This is a genomic window from Octadecabacter antarcticus 307, assembly GCF_000155675.2.
In the GTDB taxonomy this organism is placed as follows: Bacteria; Pseudomonadota; Alphaproteobacteria; order Rhodobacterales; family Rhodobacteraceae; genus Octadecabacter; species Octadecabacter antarcticus.
In genome coordinates, this window is the sequence record NC_020911.1 from 1,959,910 (window position 1) to 1,974,034 (window position 14,125).

Genomic DNA, 14,125 nt, shown 5'->3' on the forward strand with positions numbered 1-14,125 from the left:
TTAAACGGCAGTTACGTCCGCATAGCAGACGTCTATGCATTGCGCAGCGAAAGTCGGCTTCCCGCCCTTCGCGTCGACATGTATATGGTGCAGCATCGGTCACTTTGAGCTCTGCGCCGCTGATCTGGAATCATATTCGCCCAACTCCACAAAATCCGCTACGATACTACAGCAAGATTACACATTTTTGAGCAACCAGTTGCCATAATCCGTGACTCCACGTCTGAGCTTGCAAACGGGTGAGTTCGTGGCATCACCACACCGGATCTTCGTAGAGGTCGCAGCGAATGGCGGTAGTGAGCCCTTGCTGACCGAGGCTGCAACGCCAATTAATGGCGGCTTTTGGTCAGGAAGAGGAGACAGGCCATCCAAGATCGGATGACCTGAATGTAGCGGGTTCAGGAATTAGGATGCGATATCGACGTGGCTCTTGCGTGATAAAATCCGCAGACACGAAAAGAACTCGCCACGATCCACATAGCAACCATGCAGATGCCGGAAGCCCGTGGATGGATCAAAGGAGTCCCTGCCATGAAGAATACGCCTGTTGTCGAAGACGACCATCTCGCCCGCTTTCAACTTCAGTGTCAGGCGGTATTTTGGATCTTGCGTTTTGGCCATGTAGGCGCGGTAAGCGCGATAATATGCGGGCATAATCTCTGCCGGCATATCGAAAATACCGGCCAAATGCGCGTTATAGCGGATCTCGATAACTTCGCCTTTCGGCCCAAGAGTGATGACTGGCCTGTGCACCCTGATATCTGCGCTATCATCATGGAAGCGGAAAGGAATGGCGATGTCGCACAATAGGCGAAATGCGTCTGGGTCTTCGGATCGAAGATCCTCTGCCATAGCAAAGCCGTCTGCAAATAATGATCCACCACCAGTCGCCTCATTAGCCAAGCAATGTAGAAATTGATAGCCAGGAGGTACCTCTTGGTTGGGCAAATCAGTGTGGAGTGGCAGGGCGACAGAAGTGTACGCGAGGTTGTTTGGATCGGGTTTGTTTAAGACCTCAAAAGTGGAGCCAAAATTTGTGGCTCGCAAAAAGCCGATCCGTTCTGCGATCTCGACGCCTGCATTGGTGCAGTCTTGCAAGTGGTCAATTATTGTTAGGCCAAAAGTTTCTGTCTTTTGCATCCAGTCCTTCAACGCAAAATTATCTGCAAGGATGAGTGCTGCCGCATAACGCGAGATGTTCGTAGCTCCGTGGTCAGCACGCCAAAGCTGCGCCTTCTGGTTAGCTGCGTCAAAGCTTGGTTGGCCGGGGCGATGCGCGTTCATCAGTGCGATTGGCATACGGCTGATATGACCGTCGGCAAAGCTCAGCATGGCCATTTCGCCAACAAGTGCCGCTGAAATCAAGACTGGTGTTTCGTCAATTGTCAGCAGATCAAGCAAGCGTTCGTGGGTTTCTGGGTGCAGACCAGAGGGGCAATTGTCGCGGAGCCAGATTGATGGAAAAGGTGTGGTTATGCCGTCCGCCCAAGTCACGACAAGCGTATCAGGGCGGACCGCGAGGGTCGTTACAGTCATAGGGATACCTATTAATTTGATGTTGCAGGGATTTAATCGAAAACGATTAAACGTAGGGAGGGGGCCACCACTCCTGCGTCTTGCCGTAAGGCGACCCGGCGGCGCGCCCTCCCGTCAACACATGCAAAACCTCAAACTTCATATGAAGATTGATAAGTCGGCCACTATACTACGGCAAGCGCCGTTTAAGCGCGCAACCCGAATTTATACATGGACGTCAATATTCCACGGCATTTTTACCAGCGTTCAGATGTGTTCTGGCGGGGTTTATGCCACGTCCCCACGAAACTCTTGCCCAAGCCATTTCATGAGCAAAATATGAGACAAAGCCTGCGACTGATCCGACAAAAGCGATACCGCTACTTGCCGCTACCGAACCGGTAAAGATGAAACCAATCAGCATCATTGAAAAGAAGCCGGCAACTTGCCAAGTTACAGCCTTGGTAAAGAGTCTCATTGTGCTGTCCATGGGGATCATCTCCGCGAAGTGTTTAACGTTTCTTCTCGGCTATCTCGGATTGAGATGTATAGACATTATGTGAATTTGCTGCGTTAGTTCTACTTTGGTGCTTTAAGGCTGCAAGGTAGATTATAATGGACAAACGGATTCGGGCAGACTTATTTCGAAAACGCCTGCTTGAAGCGATGTTGCAAAAAGACGTGACGCGAAGTGGGTTGTCCAGAGAAACCAAAGTAGATCGTTCAACCATCGGTCAGCTTCTTAAGGACGACCATCCGAGACTGCCAAACTCGCAATTGGCGGCCGATGTAGCTATCGCGTTGGGTGTGAGTACTGATTGGCTACTTGGTCTGACAAATAGGCCCGAAACGCCCGGTGACATTGTGGCTGCAGCATTGTCGCTAAGCCCCGCCGAACGTACCTCTGCTGATGAACAGATCCTGGAATGGCACCATGAAGCTGCAGGCTACAAAGTACGTCATGTTCCAGCGACTTTGCCAGATATTTTAAAGACAGAACGTATGCTGGATTGGGAGTATGCATCCGTGCGAGAACGCAAGTCGCCAGAGGCATTCAGCGCGATACAGGATCAACTTGAATGGTTATCCTCTAGTGTGTCTGACTATGAGATCGCCATACCAATTCATGAAATTGAGGCATGTGCAGCTGGAACGGCTTACTATAAAGGCGTTGAAAAAAACATCAGATTTGAACAGCTGAACTTTATCGCTGATCAATGCGACCAGATGTTCCCAAGATTGCGTATATTCTTATTTGACGCCCATCAGGTCTTCAGTTCACCCGTCACAATTTTCGGCCCGAATTTGGCGGTCGTTTATGTTGGGCAATGCTATCTGGCGTTTCGTGAGAACGAGCGGGTAAAATCGCTATCAGGTCACTTTGATTGGCTTGTCCGCGAGGCTGTCATCGACGCTCGCAATGTCCCTTCATATATCCGTTCATTAATGGAAGAGTGACGAAACCAATCCTTGAGGCAGTCGGGTGCAATAATTGGAAAGTCCGGCTGAGCCGACCTTGGTCACGACCCCAGCGAATGTTCGGTTCCCGCCCTTCGTTTCGAAATGTGCGCAATGAAGCATGTCACAAACGGCCCAAACCCGACCTTGGTGCAACGCGCAGCGAACGGCAGCAAAGAGCCCGTTTTGACCGATGCTGCGCCGAGAACGAATGACGGCTTTGGCAATCTCAGCGCACCAATTCATTGTAAGGGCAAACGTCATCTTCGAACGGAACATGGCGACGACGGAAATTTTGATCGTCTATGGCGGCTGGGTCGCTGACCCGGTCCATTCGAAAATGCCGGAAGTCTTCTCGCGTTGGATCCCAGGCAACAAGATACCAGAGCGGCGAAAGGATCAGCATGGCCTGTGGCTCCACCTGCCGCTGCGTCTTGCGGCCTTTTGCGTCGCGATAATCAAATCGAATGAACTGACGATTTAAGAAAGTCGTTTCGAACACAGGCAACAAGTCGGCGTCCATCTTCCCCATGTCCGACAGATCCTGATGCGGGGACAGGTTCCCGATATGCAAGCAGCCAAGAAAGGCGCGCAAGTCACGGACTTTATCGGAGGGAAGTGATCTTTCGATCTTGGCAAGGCCCGCATCAGCGAGGTCTGAAAAGGGTAGATTGCCAGCCGCCCGCATCGCCGCAACACTGATCAAAAGGGCAAAAACTTCAGGTACCGAAAGCCGCGCCTTGGTTTGCAGTGATTGCGGATCGAGCTGTAACCCACCGCCACGCCCGACATCAGAATGAATAACAAAGCCCTCATCGCGCAATGCGCTGATGTCGCGCAAGACAGTGCGGCGCGACGCCCCAACTTCCTCAGCAAGGTGATCCACGGTGGTTGTTCCGTTACGGCGAAGGCTGCGTACGATCGCATCATGTCTGAGTCGAATGTTCATGTGACCACCATAGCATTAATGGTGACAGATTTTGGCACTATTTCGTTTTACACCTGTTTCAGCAACACCAAACAAGGAGAACCAAGAGATGAAACGTTCTACTGTAAACCCATGGGACTGGTCTTTGAAGCTGGGATATAATCAGGCCGAAATGATCGAAGGAGCAACGCGCCAAGTTATCTGCGCAGGTCAGACAGCTGTGGACAGCGAGGGCAATCCGCAACACCCCGGCGATATGCGCGGCCAGATCAGTTTGGCATTGGACAACCTGGAAGCGGTGTTGAAGGGCGCAGCGATGGACCTGAGTAATGTCACCAAACTGGGCGTGTATGCCACCGATGTGGACGAAGCTCTGAAGAATTTGGATCTCATGGGGATGCGCTTTGGTCCACATCAGGTTGCACCGCCTATGACACTTCTGGGTGTCACCCGTCTTGCGATCCCAAGTCTGTTGTTCGAAATCGAAGCAACGGCAGCAGCCTAGATGAAAAAGCGAAGCGGTCATTTGGATGTTTCAGCCTAATGACCGTTTCGTCCGCACAGCTGACCTCCATGCATCGAGTAGCGAACGGCAGCTCACCGCCCTTTGTAGCAAAATTTAACGTGTAATCTTGAGGTGTTTTGGGTCCTTCCCGAGCCTTTCCCTCACAGGGGGAATTCGCATCCCGTTACGTGCGACCGGCGCAAAATTTCTATAGTGGTAGTTAGGGTTCTTGTTGTTGTTATGGAACGGCCAGTCTTTGAGCATTTTAGTCGGCTCATGAATTGGTCACTTCGGTTTATATCAGCAGCCGATTGAGCTGGGAGCTAACGCTATTAGTCATAAGGGGGGGGGGGATCTAATGCGGATCAAGATTATCTTGACGCCGCCAACACGGTGTTTTTCCGCAGAATCGGTGGAGAGCGGTCTTTCGCTGCGGCATGCACCAAGGTCAGCTTCGCGCGGGAGCTTGCTTTACAGAGCTATATAAGCGCGCCTTTAAAAAGACTTTCAGTCTTCCGATAAGACATCACTAATGGCATTTGCCCAACTTTGGTCGACCAATGCATCTGAGGCGACATGCAATCTGACTTGGAGTTCTGCAGTACTTCCACACAACAAATCATGGAGCTTGTCACGCAGGCATTTCTCAAGTTCTTTTCCATGGCAGCTCGCAAACCAGAATGGGTCGTTGCCGTTTCCTGGCCGAAAGTCACTTGCTGGAGCACATCTTCTAGGCATCTCTGCTTCTCGCCACTTTACAGCCTTCCCTTTCATGCGGTCTGTGTAAAGCCTATCAGATATTACTGAACGGCCTCGGTCCAATCGAATGACAAATTCATCGCGTTTCTCTGAAATCGCATTATCAATGCATTTTTGTAATTCATCAGAACCCTTGTCCGAAAATACATGCGATAAGTGCTCAATGGAGGCAAACTTGTGTTCAATATCGTTTAGATCAGTAAATATTTCTATAACCTTTGAGCCGCCTTCAGCACTTAACCAACTAGAGAATAAGCTCTTCTCAAAAAGAAGTTCGTTTTCAGTGCGATAATCTCGATCCCTGTGAATGATTATTTTAGTTTCGGGTCTAAGGTCTCGGAGCAATAGTGCTAATTGTCTTGCGCCTTGTAAATTATTGCACCCATTGTAGGAGAGATATGCGAACGTGTCGTCGGCCCCGTTTGCTTCAGCAAAAACCTTTACCAGTTCAACCTTTTTATCCTCAGTGAGTAAGATGACTTTTTTGTCGGGGGAAAAGGCTTCAGATCCAATACCCATTGCGCCTAAACTCATCATTAGTGGAATGGCTGGCAGGTTTTGGTCGTCTAGTTCAACTCGTGCACCTTCTTCCATCCAAACCACTTGAATGTCATCCTGCCTATTCATTCTCTGAATGAGTTGCGGTGAATGGCTAGTCAGAAGAATTCGAGTGCCGAGCCGCTCTGAAAGCCCTCGTAAAGCACTAAGTAGTTTGCTTTGGCTGTCTGCATGAAGATGTGCATCCGGTTCATCCAGCAACAAAAGTGGTGGCTCAAAAAAGCAGGAATAAGCTAAGATCTGGATGACTTGTAACATACCAGTTGATGCAAGGTCTATCGGCATAGTTTGCCCTAGATAATCCACATTTACCTTAACATACTGTTCAGTATTTTCATCATGATCAACTTTGATACGAGCGCCGTCATATACTTCGTTTAGTAGCAGGCAGAACCGCCTCCACTTGCACTCTGGTAAAGCTGAAACCGGACCATCATTCCAATCTGTAGTCTGCCAAATACTCGCAACATTTTTGGACCAATCTGCTTTGTCTTCGAAGAGATGATAAAGTAAGCTTCGTAAGTACGTATTGGCGTCGCCTTGCATTACACTAGAGGCAAGAGCACCTCGTGTTTTCAACTCTTCGCGCGTAGAAACTCCCGAAAGTCCAGGAGTAAAAACCGAAGCATTGTTTTTAGGGTCTGCTAGCTCAAGCGCAAAATCGTCATCGCCTTGGCGCTTCAACGAAATATTGGCGTTTTTACCTCTACGTACTTTAAGTGAAAGCGATTTTGCAACGCGTTCATTATTAATCAGCATATTTCCCGAAAGAGTGATGTCGAACCCAACCCTCTCGGTAGCAGGCCGGCCTCTCCGTAAGTCAACGATGTTGTGGGTGGGGCGGAAAGACACCTGTTCATCTGACACAGAGCCAACAATTTTGGCTTTGCTTCTCGGCCTAGATCTATGTGCAGCCTGCAATAATGATGTGCCTAATTGGATAGCCTGCAAAACACTACTTTTGCCACTGGTATTCCCTCCCACCAACGCAGTAATTGGTGCCAAATCCAACGTGAGATCAACAATACGTTTAAAGTCCTTAATGGTAACATTAGTGATTTGAAAATCAGACATAAATCCACCTTTTTGAAAAAAAGCACAGTCTTGAGAGGTAAGCAAGGCTTGAATGCGCCTCAAATCTGGGTTGGGAGCTGCCTTTAGGCGTACTTCTCACGAACGGCAGGTTTGGGCGGCGGCCTCAACCGGTCGACGCAACACTTTAATCTTTAGGAAGAGCTGGAGTGTTTCAAATGAAGTATCGTCGCAGGATTTACTATTCAGCTGAGCAGCGGGCTGAGATCTGGGATCGTTGGCAACGTGGCGAGTCGATGAGGTCTATTGGGCGGGTGTTCGATCGCCAATCATCCTCAGTCTTTTCAGTGATCTCACCAACTGGCGGGATACGTCCGCTGGATCGCAAGCGCGGACACGTTGCATTGAGCCTTTCTGAGCGTGAAGAGATATCTCGCGGGCTGAGCACCAAGCAGTCTCTGCGCGCAATTGCGCTTCAGTTGCGGCGTGCGCCCTCGACGATCAGCAGGGAGGTTCGGCGCAATGGTGGACTGACTGGCTATCGTGCGATGGCGTCTGATCAGGCCGCTTGGGATCGCGCTCTGCGTCCCAAGTTGTGCAAGCTGGCTTGTCACCCAACATTGGCGCGCGCAGTATCAGCTAAGCTGCGGCGCAAGTGGTCACCAGAGCAGGTTGCCGGTTGGCTCAAACGAGCGTTCCCGGGGGAGGCATGCAAACAGGTGTCACACGAAACGATCTATCGTAGCCTCTATATACAGGCGCGCGGTGTCCTCAAAAAGGAGCTGCTGGCGCACTTGCGCGCAAAACGCACCGTCAGGCGCTCCAAGCACGCCAGCCAGAAGCGCAACGGCAATGGTCAGATTAAAGATGCTGTGTCCATCAGCGAAAGGCAATCTAGTCATGACGCATTATGTCTGCGTTTTGGTTGCAAAGTTAAAGTTGGCGACAACGGTCACTTTGGTTTCAAAACAGATTTTCTCTTAGTGAGACAGGCACATGCGGACCGCCAACTTTAAGTTGTTCGCACAGCAGGCCTTGGTGAAGTTTGCAGTCAGCAGCTGTTATTCTGATGCTCCGCCGCCCTGTGTCAGTTGGGACAGAATGTTGGCGTAATTGTCGACCCCCTGTGCACCAGTAACCAAATGCTGGCGGTCAAAAACCATTGCGGGGACTCCGGTGATACCTTGCTGGGTCCAGAATTTTTCTTCTGCGCGAACTTGGTCAGCAAAACGTTGATCGATCAGAATGGCCTCGGCTTCTGCACGGTCGAGGCCGACTTTTGACGCAATGGCGGCAAGTACATCGGGGTCGGACAGATTGCGACAATGGGTGAAGTGCGCGATAAATAGCGCCTGTTTCAGATCGTCGCCTTTGCCCTTAAGCGTCGCCCAGTGCAGCAATTGGTGTGTATCAAACGTGTTATGCATTCGCATGTCGTCAGCGAATAAAAACGTAAAGTCGAGATCTTCACCGATTGCTGTCAGGCGATCACGGTTGGCGTGTGATTCAGCCTGACTGCTGCCGTATTTTTCCATTATGTGCTCGACGATGTTCTGGCCTTCGGCAGGCATGCTAGGGTTCAGTTCAAACGGATGCCAATGGATATCTACGGCCGTGCCCGACGCTTCGGCAGCCTTTTTCAACTGGCGGTAACCAACAATGCACCACGGACAGACGACGTCTGAGATAATATCGATACGCAATGGCGTCGTTGTCATGGAGGAATTCCTTTGAACTGTGATACCTCATGCAGGTGTGGTCGAATGAACAAAACGTCAAGTTATGGAGCTCATCTGGCTCTCAACCAGCGTCTTCAAATAGTAAATTTGTCTGTATAGCTCACGCCTGAACTTCCCAATTTTAATTTTTGAAAGTTGCCGCGTGTCTTCACATGATCCTTGAGAGGATATTTACCGCAAATGCCGCAAATGCCGCAGCCTAAGGTGCCTGCACGCAAAGTAATTATCCTAGGGATTTGGCGTTATTGCACTGTCGTGAGAGTTGCATGATCTTCGTTCTTAAGTTCAAGTGCGGGTATCCACGCCTCGCCGCCGCGACCGAGCTTGGTGAGGTGCGCCCGCACCCGCTCACCCCTTCAGCTTCAAGGTCAGGCAAGCCGCGACCGAGCACTGCATCAATGGCTTCGATATCAAAATCGGGAAGCGCAAAGTCCTGAAAGCCAGGTCTTTGGCGGATCGCATCCGCAGATCGTGCGGCTGCAAGACGGCGTTCAGCATCCGGTATCTTGGTGTCGATATCGTCATCCGGCTCAAGGTTGCAAAATGCATCCACTTTGTACGGACCGCGAGCATTGGCGGGGATCGCGTCGGCAAGATCGCGGAGCGACGCGTTGTGTTCTTCGATGCGGCGCACATGAGGAAGGGGATTATTACAGTCAGTGCGCCGAACGCGAGCGCCGGTCCTAGACGAGGAGTTATGAGCCATTTATCACCAACAAAGGACAGAAAGATGAGAACAAACACCACTCCTGTTAAGTGATGCAAAGTCCAGCCGATCAAACTCTCATACGAGCGCGCCGGGCTGGCGGTGATCGGGCTATGGCGAACACGGCCTTGTAGTAGGTGAACGAACCATCGCCCGACCAAAGAATAATTGAGTGGTTGAATGCTTAAACTTTGTTTTAAAAATAGGGCGACGAGGTCCATAAACAGGGTGGCACCAATGCTGATGACAAAGCCGTCGAGTAGAACCTTATCCATTTTTGCGCACTTTCTGTCCGAATGCTGCGTAGAGAGCTATCACAAAGGCGGTACCTGCTGATGCAATCAGGGCCAAAGACCAGCCATCATCCAGTTCGGGCCGCAAAGCTGTCAGGGTAAGGAAACCGGCCATACCAACGGTGGGCCCAAGCTCCATCGCAGTGTTCATAACACCGGCAGCAAGACCCATTCTTTCAGGTGTTATGTCCTGCGTTAGCAGCACGGCAGATGCCGCAAACATCAGGGATGTTCCCGCGGGCAAGATTATTAATCCCGGTAGAATTTGCTGAAGATAGTCTGGCCCGAAGCCAGATAGTAGACCAAGCGCCACCGCTAGGAGGCCAAGGCCAATAACCATCGTGCGGTTAGCCCCGAACCGAAGCACCGCCCAGCCCGCAGGCCCGTTACCCAGGATCAACACCGCAAGATACGGTGTCAGAGCCATTGCTGTGGCAAGTGGGCTCCATTCCGGCCCGCCTTGCAGATAGAGTGCAAGAATGAAGGTCACGAGCGCCATGCTTGCTGCAGCCAGCATAATCCCGAGGCTTCCGATGACCCGCCGACGATCATCGAAAAAATCTGGCGGCAAAAGCGGCAGCTTGGCGCGCCGCTCCCGCCAAACAAATGCCACCACGGCCAGCACTGCTAGAGTGCCAAAGCCAGCTACTGAGAGAGACAGCCAATTGTGTTCGCTGCCCATACTTAAAGCATAACCTCCACTCGTGAAGGCCAACAGTGCAAAGATGGCACCTAGAATATCCAACCTTCCTCGCGGGGCTCGCGCAGATAGTACTGGGAAAATGCGTCCGCGTAGGGTCAGGGCGACAAGCGCCGTGACGCAGGGGACCGCGAACATCCAGCGCCAAGAAATCCAAGTGGTGAGTACCCCAGAAAGAACAACGCCAGCTGCCGCTCCGAGGACCGAAATTCCGCCCCATCGCGCCATAGCACGATCAAAATCTTGAGCATTGGGATAGAGAGCCGCAACATGAGTGACAGCAGCAGGAGCGATCATGGCGGCTGCAATCCCTTGCATGGCACGCATTCCCACAAGCACTTCAAAAGACGGAGACAATGCTGCACCGAGAGAGCTGAGCCCGAAACCCCAAAGGCCAATGTGCAGTACAGGTGTGCCGCCGAAACGATCACTCAGCCCACCACCGAGCAGGAGCAGGCCGCTATATGGCAGCCCATAAGAGACTTGCAGCAGTATAAGTTCGGATGTGTTGAGCCCAAACTCTGTTCCGATGTGGGGCAACGGCACCGCAATAAGAGTGATTGTAAAAATCAGAACCGCTTGGACCAGCGCCAGCAACACAAAGGCAAGCAGCGGCGATGTGCTTGGTGGATTGGTGGTATGCGAGATTGTCATGGACCTGAAACTCCGTTGATATTTTGCTGAAGTACTATATGTACAACTTCAAGCCAACTTGAGGTCAAGGCCATGTTAGATATTTCTGAACTTTCCCGACGTACCGGGTTCCCCGCTTCGAAGCTGCGGTACTACGAAGAGGTCGGACTTATCCGATCAATAGGACGTAAGGGGTTGAAACGGCTGTTTGAAGAGGAGGTAACAACGCGATTGGCGTTGATCGCACTTGGGCAGACGGCAGGCTTTTCTCTTGCTGAGATACGCGCATTGATCGGCGTGGAGGGGCAACCTGATTTGGATCGCTCCGCCCTTGGGCAGAAAGCCGATATGCTTGACTCTCAGATCCAAGAGTTGGCCGCCCTAAGAGACGGAATTCGGCATATTATGAATTGTTCCGCAGAGCACCACTTGGACTGCCCTCGATTCCGACGCATTTTACGGGTGGCAATGAAGAGAAAAGCGTAAAGCGGAGCATTTCCACGGCGGAAGAGATGACTGCATTAAAGTGAGCGGCGATAAAGGCGGTTCTGAACCGCCATTTGCTATGGTTTAACAAACGATGGTTTTTGGACTCTTTCGAATGGCAGTTGCCAGCCCTTCTTGAATATTCGATCCGCGGCCAATATAGTGTTAATTCCAATTTGAGAGTGAATGAAGATGGACAAGCGCCACCGGTAATCCGGCTAACCGCATTTGACGAGCGCATCGCTTTAGGCGAACGGCGCTCGAAATCTATCTTCAGTTCCACAAAGGAAATCCTATGCCTAAACTAACTGGAAAAACCGCCCTCGTGACCGGTGCCGCACGCGGTATCGGCGCGGCCATTGCCCATGCTTTCTTACATGAAGGCGCAGAGGTTATTGTCACCGATATCAATGTTGAGGTTGGTCAAGCAACCGCTGATTCAATGGGCGCTACCTTCGCTCGCTTAGACGTTGCCTCGGAGGCAGACTGGACCGCTATCACAGAACATTTCCCGACCCTTGATGTGCTCGTAAATAACGCGGGTGTCACAGGTCTGGAGGGGCCGTTCGACGGGCCACCACCTGCCCACGATCCCGAAAATGCACAGCTTGCAGACTGGCACGCCGTCCACGCCATAAATCTTGACGGCACGTTTCTCGGTTGCCGCTATGCAATTCGCGCCATGCGCAGAAAGGGTGCTGGCTCTATCATTAATATTTCGTCGCGTTCGGGGCTAGTAGGGGTTCCAATGGCGGCGGCCTATGCTTCATCTAAATCCGCCATACGAAATCATACCAAAAGTGTGGCGCTTTATTGTGCGAGCCAAGGTCTAAAAATTCGCTGCAATTCAATCCATCCAGCGGCGATCATGACCCCCATGTGGGAGCCGATGCTCTGCAATGGACCTGATCGGGAGAAACGTGAAGCTGCGATGGTTGCTGATACGCCTATGCGGCGTTTTGGAACGCCGGAAGAAGTAGCTGCGATTGCCGTGCTGTTGGCCTCTGATGATGCCGCCTACATGACCGGAGCAGAGCTCACCGTCGATGGAGGTATCCTGGCGGGATCGGCGGCTACACCCGGTAGCTGAAAAACTGAGGGCGGGGAATGTCTCATCCCTGCTCTCATGCCATTTCGGTTCAGCAAACCCTTGTTTTTGGCGCTGATCTAGGCGCAGAATTTAGTCGTTATTTACGTGTCTCTAGGACTATCGACGAAATCGAGGATGTAATCATATTGCTTACCCCGACCTTGTCGTTGAGGTCTGTTAAATCCCTGGGTGTTGGGACAAGGCATCTGGCAATTGCATCAATATCTCCCGACAGGGACTGCACTTCCTGAACACCCTTAAGAGACGCAAGCCAATCTAGCGCCTGATTACATGGGCGTATAGCAATCTTGATGAAAAGCAGGGCGCTGATCAGCCCTGGCTGACCTAAAGAATAATCGGTAAAATACCCGGTGATGACGCCGTCTGTTTCGAGCTTTGTGACGCGATCTTGGATAGCTGTCCTCGACAAGCCAATCTCACGCCCCAGTGCCGCGAAACTCATCCGAGCGTCCCGCTCCAATACTGCCAATATCCTTTGATCTGTTTTGTCCAAACTCAATTTCCTCGGTTCGCAACCCCATCACGTCGGTTCGCAACTATGTTCTTCCGCGCCCTTGACCCAGAGTAGGTCTCAAATGAGGAGAACGTTAGATGGAAAAGATCACCGCAAGCGAATTTACTGGCTCACACGCATGGGATGCACGCGATATCGAACGAATTGAAGACGCGACTGTACGGCTTCATTGGACCGATGCGCCCTACATATGGCACGTAAATGATGGGCCTGAAGTATTCGTTGTGCTGGATGGCGAGGTGGACATGCACGTCCGTAAAAACGGGGTCGAAGAAGTTTTGAGACTGAAAGTTGGTGATATTTTTCACGCTGAAAATGGTGATGAGCATGTTGCTCATCCTGATGGTGCCGTCCGTGCCTTAGTGATCGAAAAAACAGGTAGCGTTTAGGCTGGCGCTGGAAACATCCCCTGCTGGGCACGCCGTGTCTGCCATTAGTGGCCGCTCAACAAACGGTCGGTTTGGCAGCGCATCGAACTCGACTATCTACACAGACTGGATTTTTGCAGTAATGATTTTGAAGCTTGTGGCTCCAAATCCGATTGCGAATGTGCCCTCGAACCACCTTCTAAGACGCAGATAAACCCGTGTCATTGCTTTGGAAGAGAACAAAATAGCATATCCATGAAAAATCAAAACACCCTGGATTCCAACTGCAATAATTACAATTGTCAAATCACCGGTGGACGATCCTACTGGAATGCCCAACGAATAAAGAGACCCAAAGAACAAGATCGCTTTCGGGTTTGTGACATTGAGCAGGAGGCCTTTCGTAAATAATCTCGATTTACTTCCAGTCATAGGCTTAGTCGCAATCTCTTTTCTGGAAAGTGCTGACCGAGCCGATTTGTAAGCGAGAAACATGAGGTATGCGGCTCCAAAATATCGGAACACCTCAAACATCCATGCGTTCGCAAGCATAACCGCTCCAAGACCGAGTGCTGCTGAAACAGACCACATTAACGAACCGGTTGTAATTCCGGATGCCAGCGACATCCCTGAAGCTCTGCCAGAACCCATAGAAGTTCCTGCAATTGCAAGTGTCGCAGGCCCGGGGCCAGCGCTTGCTACGAGAGCGGCAAGAAGGATCAGCGGAAGATTTATATCCAGCAACATGTTTCACAGGCCTTTTGATGGTTCTAACGAACCTTTTGACACTCACATCTGAATGTAAATCTTGGTTGAGGGT

The 14,125-nt window shown here is 51.1% G+C and carries 14 protein-coding genes and 1 pseudogene; 6 read left to right on the forward strand and 9 right to left on the reverse strand.

From position 1 onward, the window contains the following. Positions 1-405: 405 nt before the first annotated feature. Positions 406-1,536, reverse strand: coding sequence for a TauD/TfdA family dioxygenase (locus tag OAN307_RS09950; protein WP_015499634.1), 1,131 nt, complete (start codon positions 1,534-1,536; stop codon positions 406-408). A 217-nt stretch (positions 1,537-1,753) separates the two neighbouring features. Beyond that, positions 1,754-1,993 carry a DUF2061 domain-containing protein gene (locus tag OAN307_RS09955; protein WP_245541023.1) on the reverse strand — a complete coding sequence of 80 codons (240 nt, stop codon included), beginning with the start codon at positions 1,991-1,993 and terminating at the stop codon, positions 1,754-1,756. A 137-nt stretch (positions 1,994-2,130) separates the two neighbouring features. Between OAN307_RS09955 and OAN307_RS09960 the strand changes: the two genes are divergently transcribed. Next, positions 2,131-2,973: a helix-turn-helix domain-containing protein gene (locus OAN307_RS09960; protein WP_015499636.1), complete on the forward strand. Its 843-nt coding sequence runs from the start codon at positions 2,131-2,133 to the stop codon at positions 2,971-2,973. A 229-nt stretch (positions 2,974-3,202) separates the two neighbouring features. On the opposite strand, the gene OAN307_RS09965 is transcribed toward OAN307_RS09960, so the two are convergent. After that, complete coding sequence (locus tag OAN307_RS09965) at positions 3,203-3,922, reverse strand: helix-turn-helix transcriptional regulator (protein WP_015499638.1); 720 nt, start codon at positions 3,920-3,922, stop codon at positions 3,203-3,205. 88 nt (positions 3,923-4,010) lie between these two features. Here OAN307_RS09965 and OAN307_RS09970 point away from each other — a divergent pair, with 88 nt between their 5' ends. Next, positions 4,011-4,406, forward strand: coding sequence for a RidA family protein (locus OAN307_RS09970; RefSeq protein ID WP_015499639.1), 396 nt, complete (start codon positions 4,011-4,013; stop codon positions 4,404-4,406). A gap of 507 nt (positions 4,407-4,913) precedes the next feature. On the opposite strand, the gene OAN307_RS09975 is transcribed toward OAN307_RS09970, so the two are convergent. Beyond that, positions 4,914-6,797 carry an AAA family ATPase gene (locus OAN307_RS09975; protein WP_015499641.1) on the reverse strand — a complete coding sequence of 628 codons (1,884 nt, stop codon included), beginning with the start codon at positions 6,795-6,797 and terminating at the stop codon, positions 4,914-4,916. A gap of 176 nt (positions 6,798-6,973) precedes the next feature. Between OAN307_RS09975 and OAN307_RS09980 the strand changes: the two are divergent. Continuing rightward, positions 6,974-7,645 (forward strand): annotated as a pseudogene (locus OAN307_RS09980) (transposase); the annotation flags it as partial. 171 nt (positions 7,646-7,816) lie between these two features. On the opposite strand, the gene OAN307_RS09985 reads toward OAN307_RS09980, so the two are convergent. From OAN307_RS09985 to OAN307_RS09995, 3 genes are all read right to left on the reverse strand, one after another. Then, on the reverse strand, positions 7,817-8,473 hold the full coding sequence (locus OAN307_RS09985; protein ID WP_015499642.1) for a DsbA family oxidoreductase: 657 nt from the start codon (positions 8,471-8,473) through the stop codon (positions 7,817-7,819). A 369-nt stretch (positions 8,474-8,842) separates the two neighbouring features. Then, complete coding sequence (locus tag OAN307_RS29910) at positions 8,843-9,475, reverse strand: DUF2938 family protein (protein ID WP_015499643.1); 633 nt, start codon at positions 9,473-9,475, stop codon at positions 8,843-8,845. After that, the gene (locus OAN307_RS09995) at positions 9,468-10,847 is read right to left on the reverse strand and encodes an MFS transporter (protein ID WP_015499644.1); all 1,380 of its coding nucleotides are present in this window, start codon (positions 10,845-10,847) and stop codon (positions 9,468-9,470) included. Before OAN307_RS09995 ends, OAN307_RS29910 begins: the two co-directional genes overlap by 8 nt. A gap of 72 nt (positions 10,848-10,919) precedes the next feature. Here OAN307_RS09995 and OAN307_RS10000 point away from each other — a divergent pair, with 72 nt between their 5' ends. Beyond that, on the forward strand, positions 10,920-11,312 hold the full coding sequence (locus OAN307_RS10000) for a helix-turn-helix domain-containing protein (protein WP_015499645.1): 393 nt from the start codon (positions 10,920-10,922) through the stop codon (positions 11,310-11,312). A gap of 295 nt (positions 11,313-11,607) precedes the next feature. Continuing rightward, positions 11,608-12,402, forward strand: a complete 795-nt coding sequence (locus OAN307_RS10005) for an SDR family oxidoreductase (protein WP_015499646.1) — start codon at positions 11,608-11,610, stop codon at positions 12,400-12,402. Between the two features lie 97 nt (positions 12,403-12,499). Here the strand turns inward: OAN307_RS10005 and OAN307_RS10010 are convergent, their stop codons facing one another. After that, entirely contained in the window at positions 12,500-12,916 is a 417-nt protein-coding gene (locus OAN307_RS10010; protein ID WP_015499647.1) for an Lrp/AsnC family transcriptional regulator, read from the reverse strand. Between the two features lie 98 nt (positions 12,917-13,014). Between OAN307_RS10010 and OAN307_RS10015 the strand changes: the two genes are divergently transcribed. Further along, a complete protein-coding gene (locus OAN307_RS10015) occupies positions 13,015-13,326 on the forward strand; it encodes a cupin domain-containing protein (RefSeq protein WP_015499648.1) in 312 nt (103 codons plus the stop codon). Positions 13,327-13,422: 96 nt separating this feature from the next. Here OAN307_RS10015 and OAN307_RS10020 read toward each other — a convergent pair whose 3' ends face one another. Continuing rightward, entirely contained in the window at positions 13,423-14,052 is a 630-nt protein-coding gene (locus OAN307_RS10020) for a LysE family translocator (RefSeq protein WP_015499649.1), read from the reverse strand. Between the last annotated feature and the right edge of the window lie 73 nt (positions 14,053-14,125).

Coding starts and splice junctions, on each gene's coding strand:
- OAN307_RS09950 (WP_015499634.1), bottom strand. CDS start 1,536: ATGACTGTAACGACCCTCGCGGTCCGCCCTGATACGCTTGTCGTGACT.
- OAN307_RS09955 (WP_245541023.1), bottom strand. CDS start 1,993: ATGAGACTCTTTACCAAGGCTGTAACTTGGCAAGTTGCCGGCTTCTTT.
- OAN307_RS09960 (WP_015499636.1), top strand. CDS start 2,131: ATGGACAAACGGATTCGGGCAGACTTATTTCGAAAACGCCTGCTTGAA.
- OAN307_RS09965 (WP_015499638.1), bottom strand. CDS start 3,922: ATGAACATTCGACTCAGACATGATGCGATCGTACGCAGCCTTCGCCGT.
- OAN307_RS09970 (WP_015499639.1), top strand. CDS start 4,011: ATGAAACGTTCTACTGTAAACCCATGGGACTGGTCTTTGAAGCTGGGA.
- OAN307_RS09975 (WP_015499641.1), bottom strand. CDS start 6,797: ATGTCTGATTTTCAAATCACTAATGTTACCATTAAGGACTTTAAACGT.
- OAN307_RS09985 (WP_015499642.1), bottom strand. CDS start 8,473: ATGACAACGACGCCATTGCGTATCGATATTATCTCAGACGTCGTCTGT.
- OAN307_RS29910 (WP_015499643.1), bottom strand. CDS start 9,475: ATGGATAAGGTTCTACTCGACGGCTTTGTCATCAGCATTGGTGCCACC.
- OAN307_RS09995 (WP_015499644.1), bottom strand. CDS start 10,847: ATGACAATCTCGCATACCACCAATCCACCAAGCACATCGCCGCTGCTT.
- OAN307_RS10000 (WP_015499645.1), top strand. CDS start 10,920: ATGTTAGATATTTCTGAACTTTCCCGACGTACCGGGTTCCCCGCTTCG.
- OAN307_RS10005 (WP_015499646.1), top strand. CDS start 11,608: ATGCCTAAACTAACTGGAAAAACCGCCCTCGTGACCGGTGCCGCACGC.
- OAN307_RS10015 (WP_015499648.1), top strand. CDS start 13,015: ATGGAAAAGATCACCGCAAGCGAATTTACTGGCTCACACGCATGGGAT.
- OAN307_RS10020 (WP_015499649.1), bottom strand. CDS start 14,052: ATGTTGCTGGATATAAATCTTCCGCTGATCCTTCTTGCCGCTCTCGTA.